This is a genomic window from Paenibacillus sp. FSL R10-2199, from assembly GCF_038000235.1.
Classification (GTDB): Bacteria; Bacillota; Bacilli; order Paenibacillales; family Paenibacillaceae; genus Paenibacillus_AQ; species Paenibacillus_AQ phytohabitans.
This window is the reverse complement of the sequence record NZ_JBBOBO010000002.1, coordinates 1,741,033-1,758,076: the sequence shown is the minus strand read 5'-3', so window position 1 is coordinate 1,758,076 and position 17,044 is coordinate 1,741,033. Positions and strand designations below refer to the sequence as shown.

Sequence of the window (17,044 nt, the reverse complement as noted above, 5' to 3'; positions counted from 1 at the left end):
CGTCCTTTTGGTTATCCGGCGAACAGGCAGCTGAGATATACTCTATTCATAAAGACTCTGTGCATGAATGAGGAGAGGGAGCTGGTGGAACTTATGAAGCTGAACAGCTACAGCAAGGTGCAGATCGGTGTGGACTATTATCCTGAGCATTGGGACGAGTCTATGTGGGAGACGGATATCAAGTTAATGAAGGAAACCGGAGTCAAGGTAGTCCGGGTAGCGGAGTTTGCCTGGAGCCGGCTTGAACCGGAGGAAGGGAAGTTTGATTTCGCCTGGCTGGACCGGGCGCTGGACTTGTTCCATGCGTACGGGATTCAGATTGTCATCGGGACGCCGACAACGACACCGCCGCGCTGGCTGACCTCCGCTTACCCGGATGTGCTGCCGGTATATGCCGATGGAGGCGTGTACCATCCGGGCGTGCGCGGACACCGCTGTTACAACAGCGCATCGCTGCGTAAGTATGGCACCCGGATTGTTGAAGCGCTGGCCCTTCATTACAGCAGCCATCCTGCTGTCACCGGCTGGCAGACGGACAATGAATTCGGCATGCTGGATTGCCATTGTGACAGCTGCAACCTGGCGTTCCGCAGCTGGGTCCGGGAGAAGTACGGCACCACGGAACAAGTGAATGCAGAGTGGGGAACTGTGGTCTGGAGCGGGGAGTACAGCAGCTGGGATGAACTGACGGTTCCTTATGGCGGCTCGCCGTTCCAGAACCCTTCGATGCTGCTGGATTTCCAGCGGTTCCAGTGGGAGGCGGCGGTTGCCTTCCAGAAGACGCAGACGGAGGTGCTGCGCGCGATCTGCCCGCAGCACTTCATCACCCATAACTTCCACAGCTATCCGCAGCGGCTGGATATGCACGGGCTGGCCGAGGATCTTGATGTCGCGTCCTTCGACTATTATCCGAACCCCTCACCGCAGAAGCAGGCGACCGCGCCATACAGCGGGGCGTTATCCCTGGATCTGACCCGGGGCATCAAACGCCGCAATTTCTGGATCATGGAGCAGCTCAGCGGTCCGCCGGGCTGCTGGTTCCCGATGTGGCGGACACCTTATCCGGGGCTCATCCGCGCGTACAGCTGGCAGGCAATTGCCAGAGGTGCGGATACCGTGGTGCATTTCCGCTGGAGAAGCGCGGCTGCCGGAGCGGAGCAGTTCTGGCACGGGCTGATTGACCACAGCAATGTGCCCGGGCGGAGATTTGCCGAATTCGCGCAGCTGTGCAGCGAGGTGAACGGTCTGGCTCCGCTGCTGGAGGGGACCCGGGTTATTAGCCAGGCGGCTATCCTGTATTCGCATGAGCAGATGGCGGCGCTGCGTATTCAGCCCCAGGCGGAAGGGCTGGACTACTATGAGAACATTAAGCAGTACCACCGGGCGCTGACCAGGCATGGTATCGGCTGTGATATCATCGGCTGGCGGCAGCCGCTAGCGGGATACAAGCTGGTGATTGCCCCAAGCCTGTATCTACATGATGAAGCAGCCGCGCAATTGCTGGAGGACTTTGCAGCAGGAGGCGGTACAGTAATCCTTACCAGCCGCAGCGGTGTGAAGAATATGAACAACATCTGTATGATGCAGCCGCTGCCGGGACTCTTCTCCCGGGCGGCGGGCGTAACGGTGGAGGAATATGATCCGGTCGGAGGCGAGGTCCACTTGCTTCGCGGCTCTGACGGAACCCGGTATGAATGCAGCCAGTGGTGCGACATTCTGCGGCCGGAGGGAGCCGAGGCGATCGCCTGGTATGAGGATGATTTCTTTGCCGGTGCTCCTGCGGTTACGGTTAACCGCTTCGGGGCGGGCAGGGTTTATTATATCGGTACCCATGCGGAGGAGAGTTACTGGTTGAAGCTTCTGGGGGATATCGCACCGGATGCGGGACTAACGCTGTTCCCGGAATTGCCGGACGGCGTGCAGGCCTTCACGCGCACAGGATCAAAGGGAGAGCTGCTGTTTCTGCTGAATCTCAGCCGGACGTCTCAGACGGTGGGGTTAGACAAGCTCTACCGCAGCGCTCTTACCGGTACCCCGATATCTGGTCCGGTAGAGCTTGCGGCATATGGTGTAGAAATTCTGGAGACTCACGGCTGAAGGCTGAAGCTTGGCGGGGTGTTGACACTCAGGCGGAAGGATGGCGTCTCTTGTCCAGCATGCGCGAGATCAAGGGGATTACCACTGCTCTGGATTGCGGAGGATTCAATCCTGGCTGCTGTTCCTTCTGCGGAGTCTGAAGCTCTTCTTGCCGGAGCATGTCCAGCAGGTCATAGACCGTTGTGATTTGATTCGTATCTATAGTTAATTCTTTACCATCCGGGTTCCCGGGGATCTTGAAATTCCATTGTTTATTTCCCATCATAATCACTCCTTATTAGTTTGTGCCATCCGGCAGAGGCAGAGTGTTTCTTTTATATTTTCATCATAATCTGCGAAGCGGATCATGTATAATGAAGGGAAATGATGGTGGCCATCACTGTGGCTGATGGGTGATCCGGGGGAGAGATGCGGTATGGATATGGGTCTTCTTAAAGTATTTCAGGCGGTTGCTGAAGAAGGTAGTATCTCTAAAGCAGCCCAAAGCCTAAACTATGTGCAGTCGAATGTGACAGCCAGAATTCAGCAATTGGAGCAGGAGCTGAAGACTCCGCTCTTCTACCGTCATAGCCGGGGGATCACGCTGACTTCAGCGGGACAGACGTTCATGGAATATACGGTCAGGATACTTAAGCTGCTGGACGAAGCCAAACAGGCGGTGCTGGATTCGCCGGTACCCAAAGGCTCAATAACGGTCGGCTCGGATACGACGGCTGCTGTACGGCTGCCTGCCATCCTATCCGCTTACCGGGTCTGTTACCCTGATGTTGAAGTTCATCTGCAGGTGGGACGGGCGGGGGAGCTTATTGATTCTGTCCTGCAGCATACCGTGCACGGAGCCTTTCTCGACGGACCGGTTGAGCATCCGGAGATTGTCCAGGAGCTGCTCATCCATGAGCGGATCGGACTTGTCATTCCGGATACGATGGATTATCAGGGCATCCGCTCTGTACATGACAAGACACTGCTGATGCTGAATTCAGAGTGCCTGTACCGGAGCAGGCTGGAGAAATGGCTCGCCGAAGAGGGCGGCCGGCTGGGCAAGGTGATGGAATTCGGGACGATGGAGGGACTCCTCGGCTGCGTGAAAGCGGGAATCGGCTATGCGGTGCTGCCTTTATCCTATTTCACCCGGATGAATGTAACGGAAGGCATCCGCATTTATCCGTTCCCGGAGAAGTATGCGGAGGTTCCGACAGTGTTCATCCGGCGGCGTGACCTCTATATGACGAGCGCTTTCCGGGAGTTTATAGAAGAGCTTAAGGCAGGGCTGCCTGAAGCGGTGAGCGGGCCAGATATGACGGCGGACAGCGGCAGAACTGTTAAGTGACAGATGAAGCATACCGCATGTACCTGGTCCATCCTTCTGGAGATTGTGGGCAAGGTGTTCCTTTATCTTTCTTGGGGCTGTCCCAAAAGCCATATATTGGCTTTGGGATAGCCCTCTGTTTTTAAGCAGGATCAACGTGAGCACTTGGATGGACGCTCTGCGAACGGACCGTTGTTTGGGGCGCTGTGCTCTCCAGACTTTTTTTCATTTCACTTAGCGGAGACAATCCGGAGCCTGCGAATGCTTTCGAAATGAGCTTTCCTACAGAAAGCTTTCAGGGGACTCACCTTTGAACCACCTCGTTCGTATAGTGAGTGCAGCCGTCAACCGGCTGAACGACACCCTCTTTGACGTTGCCTATTCCCGGTGGCGGCCGCGACAGCTACCCTCCTGAAAGGCTCACCAAAGTCATCATCTACGCCTATACCCGGCGCACCTATTCGTCCCGCCCAATCGTTTACAGTGACCCGATTACGGTATGGGGTGAGATATGCTTAATTGCACTTCGTACAACTAAATCGTCTGATTTACAACCGATTATCCGTTTAGTTGTATTTCGTACAATTAAACGGCCATTTGAACCTTCATTTTCACCAATCGGGCAAATATAGTTGTACAGACTACAGTTATAAGAGACAAGCATACCTTTTCGCTGTTTTTAATTGTACAGAATACAACTATCACTGAACTTGAACTTGCGACGCGGGATATGGGGAAGATAGAGAACTGGACATACGACGAAGCCGGAGATACGTGGACGTATAAAGCCGGACAGAAGCTTTTTTCGCTATGAGAGTAAGGAGAAACTGAAAATCTGGGGGCTGTCAGTCTGGAAGGGATGCGGTACCGAAATCAGGCCAGATAAATCATATAACCAAAGTGCTTGTCCCGGATTGGGCGGGAGGATTAATGCAGCTTCCTGAACTGCTCCGGCGTAATCGCCGACTGCTTGCGGAACGTAGCCACGAAGTGGCTGACGTCGCGGAAGCCGACGCGCTGTGAGATTGCTTTTACCGTAAGCGCAGGCTGGGTGACAAGGAGCTCCTTGCTCTTGCGGATTCGCAGCCGGACGAAATAGGCATAAGGGGAGAGGCCGAACGTCTGCAGGAACAGGCTGTTCAGATAGCGCCCGGATACATCGAGCTGGCCAGCGAGATCATAGAGACCGACCTCGGGATCGCCGTAGTGGCTGTCCATCCATTTCAGCAGCGGCTGCAGCTTGTCCACATTGCGGGAGATCGCTGTGTTATTGTGCAGCTGCCCGTATTTGTTCAGCGTCAGCAGGAAACGGTAGGCGTCGGTAGATTCACCCAGATTGAACATGTCGCTTGAAGCATCATGGCGGTCGAGCATCTCCTTCAGCATATGGCGGAGCGGTGATTCATTCTCCCAGCGGTACAGAAGATTGGTATTCATCGCGAGCGAATCCAGAATATGCCGGGCTGAAGTCCCGCCGAAGGTGAGATAATAGGTGCACCATACCTCGGAAGAGAGGGATTCATAGCCGTGCGGCATACCCGGCATCAGCAGAATGCCGCTGCCTTCAGCGAGTGTTATTTTTTTGTTGTCGAAATGAATGATGCCTTCACCGTACGCGGTTTGCAGCCAGTGATAGGTATGATAGCCTTGCGGGCGGGAGACTTTCTCCTGATCGGGGTTATAGCCCATACTATCCAGGGCAATCGGAAGCTGCTGGCCGCTCTCCTGGGCGAACACGATTCTGCGCACGGTGCTAACTGGCATAAATGTCAACTCCTGTAGTTCCATATTATTATATGATAGGTTTTTTATTTTATATATAAAGCGCTTATTTTAATGTTTAAAATAAGAATATACTTATACTATAAAGGATGTGCAAAGTATGATCAACGAGAAATTGCCGAAGATCTGGTATGGTGGAGATTATAACCCGGAGCAGTGGGATGCCCCGGTATGGGCAGAGGATGAACGGATGTTCAAGCTTGCAGGGATCGATGTCGCTACGATCAATGTGTTCAACTGGGCAACGCTTCAGCCGTCCGAAGATACGTATGATTTCAGCGGTCTGGATGAATTAATCGACCGTCTATATAAGAATGGAACCTATGTATGTCTGGCTACTGCAACCGGGGCGCATCCGGCCTGGATGGCTCACCGCTATCCAGAGGTTACGCGGGTGGATGTCCAGGGCAGAAAGCGCAAATTCGGCGGACGCCATAACTCTAATCCGAACAGCCCGGTGTACCGTGAATATGCTGCACGGCTGGCTGGCAAGCTGGCGGAACGCTACAAGGATCATCCGGCGCTGCTGATCTGGCATATCTCCAATGAATACGGCGGATATGATTATTCCGAGCAGTCTGAAGCGGCCTTCCGCGTCTGGCTGAAGGAGCGTTACGGATCACTTGATGCGCTGAACAAAGCCTGGAATACCCGTTTCTGGGGCCATACCTTCTATGACTGGGAAGAGATCGTAGTCCCGAACGAGCTCAGTGAAGAGTGGAACGGCAATCGGACGAACTTCCAGGGGATTTCGCTGGATTACCGCAGATTCATGTCCCACAGCCTGCTGGAATGCTATAAGCTTGAGCATGCCGCAATCAGGGAACACAGCAAGAATATTCCCATTACCACTAACCTGATGGGCTTCTATCCGGAGCTGGACTATTTCGAATGGGCCAAATATATGGATGTTATCTCCTGGGACAACTATCCGGCGCTGGATACACCGGTCAGCCATACAGCTATGACGCATGACCTTATGCGCGGGCTGAAGAACGGCCAGCCGTTCATGCTGATGGAGCAGACACCAAGCCAGCAGAACTGGATGCCTTACAATTCCGTGAAGCGTCCGGGTGTGATGCGCCTGTGGAGCTATCAGGCGGTGGCGCGCGGCGCAGATACAGTGCTGTTCTTCCAGCTGCGCCGGTCTATCGGTGCATGCGAGAAGTATCACGGTGCGGTCATTGAGCATGTCGGACATGAGCATACCCGGGTATTCCGTGAATGTGCCGAGCTTGGCCGGGAGCTGGAGCAGCTGGGCGATGAGCTGCTGGATGCGCGCAGTGCGGCGCAGATCGGGATTATCTATGACTGGGAGAACCGCTGGGCGCTTGATCTATCCAGCGGCCCGACCGTTGCACTGGATTATGTGAAGGAAATTCACAGCTATTATGATGCACTGTATCAGCAGAATATTGAAGCGGATATGATTGGCGTAGAAGAGGACTTAACGAAGTACAAGGTTGTAATCGCACCGGTGATGTATATGATCAAACCGGGGTTTGCCGCGAAGGTGGAAGCCTTCGTTCAAGCGGGCGGAACGTTCATTACAACCTATTTCAGCGGTATCGTTAACGAGAACGATCTGGTTACCGTTGGAGGCTACCCTGGCGAGCTGCGCAAGGTGCTGGGGATCTGGGCTGAAGAGATTGATGCCCTGCTGCCGGATATGCGCAATGAGATCGTGATGAACCAGGAATGGGGTCAGCTTAACCGTTCCTATTCCTGCGGTCTGCTCTGCGATCTGATTCATTCCGAAGGTGCGGAAGTACTTGCACAGTACGGCACTGACTTCTATAAGGGGATGCCGGCCCTGACCGTGAACCGCTTCGGCGAAGGCAAAGCCTATTATGTAGCCACCAGTCCCGATGCTGCGTTCCTGCGCGCATTCCTGGCTACGGTGAGCGCAGAGAACGGCATTGTCCCGCTGGTGAATGCGCCGGAAGGCATTGAATCCGTTCAGCGGGTGAAGGAAGGCGTATCCTACCTGTTCCTGCTGAATCATTCCGCAGAGGAGCTTAGTGCAGATATCGGCACCGGCGAGCGGACAGATCTGCTGACAGGCAAGAAATGCAGCGGTTCCACTGTAGTGCCGGGCCGCGGAGTAATGATTCTGTCGGATAAACAGTAATTTAGAGAAGGCATATTGCAACGCCGCCGCCCGTACGCTAGGGGCGACGGCGTTTTTGCCATCTTATTTGGTAAAGGAGCCGAATTCCGTAATCTTCAGCTCAACATTGATATGAATGGGGGTCCGGCTGAATACATCATCCCAGTGGTCCTCTGACTTTCTCCATAATGCCGGCTTCTGGATACTGAGCCTGTCGCCGAATCCGGCGACATCGGCCTTGTAGTCGGACTGCAGCTTCTGAATCAGCGCCTGCATCATTTGCTCCAGCTTTTCCTTGAACAGCTTTTCTGCTTTTTGTGCGTGCTTTGTGGCGGAAGGGTATTCCTCGGCGTTCCAGGTTTCGCTGAGCCTTCCTTCCGTTGTGATTTTAACGTCAAAGGCCAGATTGCCGCCGTCGGTGACGGCAGTGATTTTACTTTTCATAGCCTTCATTTCATAGGTCATCGGCTGATTGTTCCAGTCGTGGGTTTTGATGACCCCGGTCTTGCCCTCGTTGGTGAGCCAGGACAGGCATTCGGTATCCTCCTGATTCAGCATTCCTACCCAGTGACCTGTATCTCCTTTAATAATACCGGCACCCGAGAATTCTACTTCGCCATTGGCTGTCACCAGGTTCTGCAGCGCAAAGCTTCGTTTGGAATACATCAGGGCATCCATTTTGGATAAAATGACCGGGTCCAGCACCTTGCTTGTCCGTCTCTGATTATGAATCATATCCCTGATATGAAATGAGGGAATTTGATTTTTTTGTTTGGAAACCAGCGTCTCCACTGCCTGGCCTTGACTTAAGAACACCATCGTACTGGGGCGGATGTCATTATCACGAAGCACAAAGTCCATTAACTGATTTATTTTCTGCTGCTTAAGCAGCTCGGTCGTGACCACAATAACCTTAAGGTGATGCCCGATAATCGGCCGGTCCAGGCGGAGCGAGTACTGGCGGAATATTTCCAGCAAAGAATCTCCTGTGCCCGTTACATTCAGATAGGGAGGATCACTGCTACTACTACTGCTGCTCTGACGACCTGTCCCTCCTACGGAATTTGCCGGAACGAGCTGTATGGTGGCTGTAATTGTATTCCGTTTGGGATAAGTCGCCCCCTGATCCTCCAGCGCCTGCTCCGTCACGGTGGGCTCCCCGACATCCAGAGCCAGGCCGGAGTATAACGCCAGATCTTCAATCTCCTTGCTGCTCCAGCAGGAGGTCTGAGTGGCGAGAAGCATCAGACAGCACAGCATAAGGAAGAATCTCCGTCTACACATGCTGCTTCAGCCCCTTCACACGGATGAGCCAGATAACCGAGAGCAGCACAGGCAGCAGCAGGAACAGAACAATCCCCATTTTGCCGATGGCATCCCCGAGTGCGAACAGGTCGGTCATGGATTTGGGCAGCATCGCCGATAGGAACAGAACGGGAACCATAGCATAAATAATCGGATGAACCTTAATCTTGAAGATCTGTGAAATGCCAAGCGTGGACTGGAAAAAGAAGCTGCTGAAGTTGCAGAACATCTGCATCAGCCAGATGACCATGAACGGGAATTCCATACGCTCGAAGAAAAAACCGGGCACCTCGAAGCTGCGCATCAGATCGATGGTAGGCCAGGTACTGGTGATGGCGGAATTAACGGAAATGCCCCCGATAACCATGATCACGGTCAGGAAATAGAGCCCCAGCGAGACCGCGAGGCCTCCAAGCATGGCTTTGACCGCCAGTTTGGGCTTCTCCATGAATGCTACAAGTGTCATCGTAACTTCTATACCGGTGAATACGAGCACAGTGGATTTCAACCCTGCGAATACAGGAGGCAATCCGTTGCCCAGCACGGGACGCAGATGGTTGATATCAAACAGCCGTACGCTGAGTATAAAGGAAATGAGCAGTATCATAATGCTAATCGGGAACACAATCGTAAAGGCCCGGGCAATAGAGTTAATGCCTCCGTATACCAGATAGGTGCTGAGCCAGAGAAAAGGAAGGATGACTGCCCAGATGGGGGTTCCCTCCAGCAGAAAAAACAAGGTGACCTCGGCCAGCGTGCGGATTTCAAAGCCGGCAATAATGATGAAATAAAGAACCAGCAGCAAACACAGGCATCCGCCGAATACCCGGCCTGTAATCTGAGCGGCATATTGAAATACAGTTTTGCCCGGGAACTGCTGGCTGATCTTCACCATAATGAATACAACCAGCATCACAATGGCTCCGCCTAGCAGGACGGATATCCAGGAATCAGGGGTTTTGACTGATTCGCTCACACTGCGCGGAAGCGTAAGAATCCCCGCGCCAAGCAATGTATTGTTCAAGAAAACGGCCGCTTGTGTAGCCGTGATTTTATCATCGGTGCGTACGAACATTAAGTCCTCTTCCTCCTTGCGCGCAGGCGCGGTTATGATTTTCGTTTATCCTGTTTGGTTTTCATCATCACCGGTCTGCGTTTCATCAGAGCCATCGGAGCACGCAGGAACAGATCTTTCCAATCACTCAGCCGGAAAGGGGATACCGGCGTCAGATAAGGTACACCGAAGCTTTTGAGCTTGGTGAGATGACAGCAGATTAGCAGGAAGAATAGAATGGTGCCGTACATTCCGAGCACTGCTGCGAACAGCATGCCGGCGAAGCGCAGCAGCCGGAGTGTGATTCCCGCACTGTACATGGGAATAGCGAAAGACGAGATAGCCGTGACAGCAACCACTATGACCAGAAAAGGGCTGACGATGCCCGCCTGAACTGCAGCATCCCCGATGATCAGACCGCCGACGATACCCATGGCCGGGCCGATAGGCTTCGGCAGCCGGATTCCGGCTTCGCGGAGAATCTCGATGGCGACTTCCAGAATCAGCACTTCAATTAATGAAGGAAAAGGCACACCCTGCCGGGTCTTAATGATGCTGATCGCCAGCTCCGTCGGTATCAGCCCCGGATGAAAGGAGATGAACGAGATATACAGGGACGGGGCCATCAGCGCCAGGAAGGCCGATGCAAAACGGAGCAGCCGCAGCAGTGTGCCGGGAAGCCACCGCTCATAATAATCCTCCGGCGATTGCAGCAGCATACTGAAGGTAACCGGTACAATCAGTGCGAACGGTGTTCCGTCCAGCAGAATCGCAATCCGTCCCTCCAAGAGGGCGCTAATGACCCTGTCCGGCCGTTCAGTATCCTGGACCTGCTGGAAGGGGCTGAGATAGTTGTCTTCAATCAGCTGCTCGATATAGCCGGATTCGGCGAGGAAATCGATATCGATTTTGCGGATGCGGTTCGTAACCTCCTCCAGCAGCTCGGGATTGACGATATCCTTCATATAGGCCAGGACTATATCCCGCTGAATGGTGTTGCCTGCCCGGTAGGTCTTCATCTCGAGCTGGTCACTGAAGCCCTGGCGCCGGAGCATGGAGGTGTTCTCGCTTAATACTTCAGAGAAGCCCAGTCTAGGCCCGCGCAGCAGGGCCTCAGAGACCGGCTCCCCAATCGTGCGGTTGGCTCCTCCGGGCAGCTCAATCAGCAGACCACCGGGCAATCCTTCAATCAGCAGGGCCGTGTGGCCGAAGAGGACAGATTTATTGAAGCTCTCCACACTGTCCGCTTCATTAAGCTGGCTGAAGGGCAGCAGCTGGTTGGCAATCTCTGCAGAAGACACCGGGCCGGCGGGTATCTCGTACATCAGGAACTGCATAATCCGCATATTAAGAATCCTGTCATTCTGCATGCCGTCTACGTAGATCAGCGCTCCCCGGCCTCCGCCATTCGCGATCGTGAATTCCCGGATATGCAGGTCACTGTTGGCACCGATAGCGTTCTTCACCGCCAGCAGGTCGGTAGTATAGTTGCCGCTGAAGGGGATTGAAGCCGGTGTGCCAGATTTTGCCCCAGCTGCAGACTGTGCTTGTGACCGGGGAACGGTCTTGGTGCCGTAGCCAGACTGCCCCCGCCCGCTCCCTACCAGCAGGTACAAAGCTTTGTACAGGTATCCGAGGACGAGCGGAACGAGCAGCGCAACACCCGCCTGACCAAAGATTGCCCAGCCGGGTATATAGGATACAATGGTAGCAAGCAATCTGATCATCCCCCAGCCGCAGAAATTAAGAATCCGTGTTAATGAAGTTTTCCAAAGTTTGCTTCGATTTAGTCATTTCTCTGAAAAATATAAATAAAAACCGGAGGCGCTCTTGTGGAAGCGCCTCCGGTTTTTATTTAAGATAAGAATTTAATGGAATGACGGGTGCCGCCTTTCCGCCCGCTGACGGCCTCCGGAATTAACGAATCACCGGGTCCTCTGACTACTGTAGCCCGCCTCTTCTGTTACTTGCCGGTAGCCGAGCCGCTTGCCGCGGCATCGCCTGCCGGTGCCTTGCCTTGACCCCGTCCGCCGCCGCCCATTCCACCACCGCCGAAGCCTCCTGTACTGAGCGTGATTTTCTCTGCCTCGGCAGTATCCGTCTTCAGCGTATACTGGATAATGTCGTCAGCCTTCAGATCGGACAGGGAGAGTGCTGTCTCCGTCTGAGCGCCGTTGTCGAAGGTGACCGATACGTACTGGGTATCACTTCCGGTTGTGATATCGGTGGTCTCTTCGGAGAAGTTCTGCATCATGCCGCCACCTTGACGTCCGCCGCCCTGCGCAGAGTCCTTTCCTCCCCCGTCTGTGGGCTGTCCGCCTTCAGGGGGAGTACCTTGCCCCTCCGCCTGGGCGCCTGCCGCGTTGCCGGGAGCCGCTGCCCCGCCCTCCGGTGCGGTTCCCTCTCCGCCGTTCTGCTGCCGTGCCGGCATATCAGCGGTGTAGATTGTGATGGTGTTTCCGCTGATGCTCTTGATTTTGCCGATATTCATCCCGGCCCGGTCCATCCGGTTCTGGCCTGCCCCGGCAGTCCCGTCCGGCTGAGCCGCCTCGCTGCCGCTCTGGGTCTGGGCTGTCTGAATGTCGCCTGAGGTTGCTGCCGCCGGAGCTGTATCCGAGCTGCAGCCGGCAAGCAGGATCGCAGCAAGCAGGCTGCCGGCCATCATATAAGGCACATGTTTTTTCATATTCATAGTCCTCCTAAACTGTATGGTGTGTATAAACTTCATCGCCTGTTGTCGTATAATGCTGGCATAAAAAGCCTGGGATTAGGTTTAACACTATCCTGGAGGACAATATATCAGACGCTCCTGAAAACAGGCTTAAAGTTAGGCAGAGCTTTCCCGGAAGTATCGCTTGGTGAAATGTTATATAATGCATAATAGAGTGGATTTGACAGAGAACAGGAATGAAGCGTTCAGGAAAGAGGCAGCACATGAAAACCTTACTGGTAACAGGCTACCGTGCGCATGAGCTCGGGATTTACGACAGCAAACATCAGGGGATTCCTTATATCAAAAAAGCGCTCGCCAACCGGCTCGTTCCGCTGATAGAAGATGGGGTGGAGTGGGTTATCACTCCCGGCCAATACGGCGTCGATCTATGGGCCTGCGAGGTTGTGCTTGAGCTGAAACGGCAATACCCCGGACTGAAGCTGGGGATCATTACAGCCCATGCAGCCCCGGAAGAGAAGTGGAAGGAAGAGAAGCAGAATGAATACCGCCGTATTATTGCCGGAGCAGACTACTACGGAGCTGTGAGTAATGCACCCTATGACGGCAGCTGGCAGTTCAGGGCGAGAGATGATCTGCTGTTCCGCAAAAGCGACGGGATTCTGCTGTTCTACGACGAGGATGCTGCGGAAGGCAGTGCGAAATTCACCAAGGAACGGGCAATGAAGCTGCATGCTGAAGGTGATTATGAACTCTATCTGATGCATGCCGAGGAGATTCAGAACATTGCCGACGAAGAGAGCCAGCGCGGTTACGAATGAGGAGGAGAGCAGGTTGAGTGAAAAGCAGGCTGAAGAGGATATTTGTTATGTAATATTGCTGAGCCCGACTGCACAGGACCGCAGAGATATGGATATCATCCGGGCGCATGTCAGACATCTGCAGGAGCTGGAGCGCAGTGGACAGCTGGTGCTGTGCGGGCCCTTCAGTGACAGTCCCGGCGGAATGGTCATTATCCGCGCCGCTTCCCGTGAAGAGGCAGCAGAGATTGCCGGGCGGGACCCCTATGTACTATCGGGTATCCGCAGCTATGAACTACGCACCTGGGGCCTGTCCCATGAAGGCAACAGGCACATGGGCATAGCCGCCGATTAGGCGGCTTACAAGAAAATTTTAGATGAAGCTCTGCAGCGAAGGCGCCTTGCGGACCTTGTAATTCTGTTCGTAGGCATAAGCCAGCCGTATGAGCACCGGTTCCTCATAAGCCCGTGCCGAGAAGGTTACTCCAAAGGGAGCGCCAGCCGATGTGTAGCCGGACGGTACTACAATGGACGGGTAACCGGCTCTTGACGTGATTCGTGCGCCAAAGTCAGCCGGAAATAAGAGGGCATCCAGCTGATGCTCCCGCATAGTGGCATCGATACCCAGTTCCTTGCAGAGCCGCAGATCCGTCGCACGGTCACGCAGATACTGCGGCTCCGTGAGGGTGCCGGAGGTGGTATATTCGGCATCCAGCAGGGTGGCTTGCCCGAACTTCAGTGTCTCTACCGGATGGGCATGATTGAAATCAATGATATCCTTCAGGGTTCGCATGGGAGCGCCCGGGCCCAGTTTTGCCAAATAGGCGTTAAGTGAGGTTTTGAACTCATTCAGCACCACAGAGGAATAGCTGATCTCCCGTGCAGTTGTAATCTCAGCCGGATCAATAATGGTCGCCCCGAGCTCGCGCATTCTGTCCACTGAGGCATTGAACAGCGCGAGCTGTTCGTCTGTAAGCTCCTCGAAATAATAATCCCGCGGAATCCCGATGCGCGCACCCTTCAGGCCGTCTGCATCGAGGAAGACCGTATAATCCGCATGCAGTCTGCCTGTATTCGTACCCATTGCGGCATCGCTGTCGTCCTGTCCAAGCAGGGCATTCAGCAGAAGTACAGCATCGCGGACGGTTCTCGCCATAGGTCCGGCGGTATCCTGCGTATTGGAGAGCGGAAGAATGCCGGAGCGGCTGATCATTCCTACAGTAGGCTTGATGCCGATGACCGATCCAAGGTTGCCGGGATTGAGGATCGAGCCCGAGGTTTCCGTTCCTACGGACACGGCGCAGAAATTGCAGGCAACCGCCACTGCAGATCCGGCGCTGGAGCCGCCTGTCGGCGTGGAGATATTGTAAGGGTTAAGCACCTGACCGCCCCGGGAGCTGAAGCCTGAGGGCATGCCGTTCGTCATGAAATTGGCGAATTCCGTCATGTTGGCCTTGCCCATAATAATCGCCCCGGCTTCGCGCAGCCTGGTAACAATGAAGGCATCCTCCTGCGCAAAAGAATCCGCCAAAGCCAGCGAACCCGCACTGGTATGCATTTTATCCCCTGTGTTGATATTGTCCTTCAGCAATACCGGTATACCGTGCAGCGGTCCCCGGGACCCCTGAAGCTGTCGTTCCACGTCCAGGGATTCAGCGATGAACAGCGCATCCGGATTAATCTCCAGCACGGAATTGATCGTCAGGCCGTTTTTGTCATGATCTGCAATGCGTTCAAGATACATAAGGACTAATTGTCTGGAAGTGATTTCTCCGGAATCCAGAGCGGCCTGAATCTCCGGTAGGGTAGCCTCTACGATTTCAAAACTCATGCGGGTTCACGCTTCTTTCCCTCTAGGTTATAGGTTTTCTCCTTCATCTAACCATAGTTTTCCCTGTCTTCATAGTGTTGTTTTTGCTGTCCGGGTTACTCTTACAGTTCATGTTAGTTCTTAAAGAAATGTTAGAGGCGTATCTCCCGTGGTTAATAGTTGACATGCACTAACACATCTTGCCAATAACGATTAGGAGGATTACAACTTGAGAAAATGGACTGCATTATTCATGGGGGTTATTCTGTCTGCTGCCTTAACCGCATGCGGCAACAATGAAACGGCTCAGCCGGCTGCTGATGCTTCTGAAGCCCCGGCAGCAGCTGCCGGTACTACCGCCACTACAGCCCCAGCCGAACAGACATCCGCCGGCGTTCCGGCTCTGGAGGAACTGCTGCAGAAGACGGCTGCTGCACAATCGGAATTGAAGAGCTTCGCCATGAACTCGCAAATTCAGCAGAATATGGTGGTTAAGCAGGGCGAAACCAATCAGGAACAAGCCATTGAGATGGCAGTGAAAGCTGAATATACTAAAGATCCGCTGGAAATGCATCAGGAGATCGTTATGACTCTGGCAGGCCAGGGAGAACAGAAGATGGAGCAGTATGTAACCGCAGACGGTTTCTTCTCGCTGACGAACGGGCAGTGGGTTAAGATGCCGGCTGCGATGACTGAGCAGTTGACCGCTGCCATGCAGCAGTCTGCAAATCCTGAGAAGCAGCTGGAGCAGTTCAACCAAATTGCTGACCAGACGAAAATCACCGAGGAAGGTGACAATTATCTGATAACAGCAGAAGTATCTGGTGAAGAAGTCAAGAATCTGGCGAAGAGCTATCTGAACCAGAGCGGAAGTGTAGACAGCCAGATGACTGCGATGATGGAGCAGATGAATATCAAGAGCATGAACATCGCTTACACCGTGGACAAGAAGACTTATTTCCCGACTTCATCGGATGTTAATCTGGTCATGGATATGAGCAGCGGTGAACAGACCGTCTCGATGGATATGAAGATGAAGGCAACCATTAGCGATCATAACAAGATCACGGAGATCAAGGTTCCGCAGGAAGCTCTGGAGGCGCAGGAGGCTCAAATGCCGGCAACCCAGTAACAGGCCCCAATATAAATCATGCAGAACAGGAGGACCCGTACACCGGGTCCTCCTGTTTGGTCATGGCAATGCTGATTACATGTTTACAGGCCAAAGGGGGACATGCTGTTGAACAGTCCGTAGGCTGCTCCGGCCAATACCGAAATTACCAGCTTGTAGAATATATATCCGGTTGCAACGTTTGCAGTGGCAATCAGGTATAGGGTATCGATTCCGCGGTTGGAGGTGTTTAGCGGATATTGAAACGCCACGGTGTTGATGCTGACAAAGACGAAAAGAAAGGACAGAATAAGCAGGAGAACCGAGAAGGAATACAGGCTGAGGATCAGCGACAGGATAGCCAGAACCAGCAGCGCTACAGCGGGAACGAGCAGAGTGCCGAATCTTACGATCAGCAGCTTGAGATCAAAGCTGACCTTCTCCAGCCGGAGTGCGGCATAAGTAGTCCCGCAGCCAACGGCAATTCCTGCAGCCGTTAATAGAAGCGGCTTCAGAAATCCGGGGCCTATGATTGGCGAGATGTCCCATTTGATGAACCAGGTGAGAAAATATAGTGCTGACAGTATTACCGTCAGTCCAAATGTAATCAGACTGTTCAATAATTGGGCGGCCTGGACCTCTTTCATCGTACTGTAAGGACGGGTTAGAGCACTCAAGAAGAATCCCCAGTACTGTTTACTGACCTGCTTAGCCTGCCTGACGCGTTCATCTTGGAGCAGATTGTCCCATTGCCCGGATGTTCTGCGCTGGGGCTGCGGTTGCCCGTTATCTGAATTTGGTCCTCCGGGATTCGTAAAGGGCGCTCCGCCTTCCGGATTGTTCATTGCTCATCCTCCTTAAGAAAAATATGGAAATCATAGCATTGGCTATAGTATAAGGGGGTTGCCCTATAAATACTATAAATTTGCCAAAGACATAAACCGCCCATACCGGATTCGTTGCCGGGAGAACCTGGAATTTTTATGTTTCATAGG

14 protein-coding genes and 1 pseudogene are annotated in these 17,044 nt (G+C 53.6%); 7 read left to right on the top strand and 8 right to left on the bottom strand.

Features of this window, described 5'->3' with window-relative positions:
• Positions 1 to 63: 63 nt before the first annotated feature.
• Entirely contained in the window at positions 64 to 2,097 is a 2,034-nt protein-coding gene (locus NYE33_RS35465; RefSeq protein WP_341069967.1) for a beta-galactosidase, read from the top strand.
• A 28-nt stretch (positions 2,098 to 2,125) separates the two neighbouring features.
• On the opposite strand, the gene NYE33_RS35460 is transcribed toward NYE33_RS35465, so the two are convergent.
• Positions 2,126 to 2,362, bottom strand: coding sequence for a hypothetical protein (locus tag NYE33_RS35460; RefSeq protein ID WP_144026175.1), 237 nt, complete (start codon positions 2,360 to 2,362; stop codon positions 2,126 to 2,128).
• Positions 2,363 to 2,512: 150 nt separating this feature from the next.
• On the opposite strand from NYE33_RS35460, the gene NYE33_RS35455 reads away from it, so the two are divergent.
• Both NYE33_RS35455 and NYE33_RS36615 read left to right on the top strand, forming a co-directional pair.
• A complete protein-coding gene (locus NYE33_RS35455; protein WP_340947881.1) occupies positions 2,513 to 3,427 on the top strand; it encodes a LysR family transcriptional regulator in 915 nt (304 codons plus the stop codon).
• 271 nt (positions 3,428 to 3,698) lie between these two features.
• Positions 3,699 to 3,882, top strand: a pseudogene (locus NYE33_RS36615) (IS1182 family transposase); the annotation flags it as partial.
• A 451-nt stretch (positions 3,883 to 4,333) separates the two neighbouring features.
• Here NYE33_RS36615 and NYE33_RS35450 read toward each other — a convergent pair.
• Positions 4,334 to 5,170: an AraC family transcriptional regulator gene (locus NYE33_RS35450; protein WP_042133802.1), complete on the bottom strand. Its 837-nt coding sequence runs from the start codon at positions 5,168 to 5,170 to the stop codon at positions 4,334 to 4,336.
• A 118-nt stretch (positions 5,171 to 5,288) separates the two neighbouring features.
• On the opposite strand from NYE33_RS35450, the gene NYE33_RS35445 reads away from it, so the two are divergent.
• Entirely contained in the window at positions 5,289 to 7,319 is a 2,031-nt protein-coding gene (locus NYE33_RS35445; RefSeq protein WP_076247199.1) for a beta-galactosidase, read from the top strand.
• A gap of 63 nt (positions 7,320 to 7,382) precedes the next feature.
• Here NYE33_RS35445 and NYE33_RS35440 read toward each other — a convergent pair whose 3' ends face one another.
• The 4 genes from NYE33_RS35440 to NYE33_RS35425 form a co-directional block, all read right to left on the bottom strand.
• Positions 7,383 to 8,558, bottom strand: coding sequence for a Ger(x)C family spore germination protein (locus NYE33_RS35440; protein WP_341070099.1), 1,176 nt, complete (start codon positions 8,556 to 8,558; stop codon positions 7,383 to 7,385).
• Positions 8,559 to 8,574: 16 nt separating this feature from the next.
• Complete coding sequence (locus NYE33_RS35435; protein ID WP_042133808.1) at positions 8,575 to 9,678, bottom strand: GerAB/ArcD/ProY family transporter; 1,104 nt, start codon at positions 9,676 to 9,678, stop codon at positions 8,575 to 8,577.
• A 32-nt stretch (positions 9,679 to 9,710) separates the two neighbouring features.
• Positions 9,711 to 11,384: a spore germination protein gene (locus NYE33_RS35430; RefSeq protein ID WP_445669831.1), complete on the bottom strand. Its 1,674-nt coding sequence runs from the start codon at positions 11,382 to 11,384 to the stop codon at positions 9,711 to 9,713.
• 236 nt (positions 11,385 to 11,620) lie between these two features.
• On the bottom strand, positions 11,621 to 12,343 hold the full coding sequence (locus tag NYE33_RS35425; RefSeq protein WP_341069964.1) for a hypothetical protein: 723 nt from the start codon (positions 12,341 to 12,343) through the stop codon (positions 11,621 to 11,623).
• 248 nt (positions 12,344 to 12,591) lie between these two features.
• Here NYE33_RS35425 and NYE33_RS35420 point away from each other — a divergent pair, with 248 nt between their 5' ends.
• Positions 12,592 to 13,149 carry a DUF1273 domain-containing protein gene (locus tag NYE33_RS35420; protein WP_042133814.1) on the top strand — a complete coding sequence of 186 codons (558 nt, stop codon included), beginning with the start codon at positions 12,592 to 12,594 and terminating at the stop codon, positions 13,147 to 13,149.
• A 13-nt stretch (positions 13,150 to 13,162) separates the two neighbouring features.
• Positions 13,163 to 13,483 (top strand): YciI family protein, encoded by a 321-nt coding sequence (locus tag NYE33_RS35415; protein ID WP_052421675.1) that lies wholly within the window; start codon positions 13,163 to 13,165, stop codon positions 13,481 to 13,483.
• An 18-nt stretch (positions 13,484 to 13,501) separates the two neighbouring features.
• On the opposite strand, the gene NYE33_RS35410 is transcribed toward NYE33_RS35415, so the two are convergent.
• Positions 13,502 to 14,959, bottom strand: coding sequence for an amidase family protein (locus NYE33_RS35410; protein WP_340947877.1), 1,458 nt, complete (start codon positions 14,957 to 14,959; stop codon positions 13,502 to 13,504).
• Positions 14,960 to 15,167: 208 nt separating this feature from the next.
• Between NYE33_RS35410 and NYE33_RS35405 the strand changes: the two genes are divergently transcribed.
• The gene (locus tag NYE33_RS35405; protein WP_076247184.1) at positions 15,168 to 16,070 is read left to right on the top strand and encodes a DUF6612 family protein; all 903 of its coding nucleotides are present in this window, start codon (positions 15,168 to 15,170) and stop codon (positions 16,068 to 16,070) included.
• Positions 16,071 to 16,153: 83 nt separating this feature from the next.
• Here the strand turns inward: NYE33_RS35405 and NYE33_RS35400 are convergent, their stop codons facing one another.
• Positions 16,154 to 16,894, bottom strand: coding sequence for a hypothetical protein (locus NYE33_RS35400; protein WP_341069961.1), 741 nt, complete (start codon positions 16,892 to 16,894; stop codon positions 16,154 to 16,156).
• Between the last annotated feature and the right edge of the window lie 150 nt (positions 16,895 to 17,044).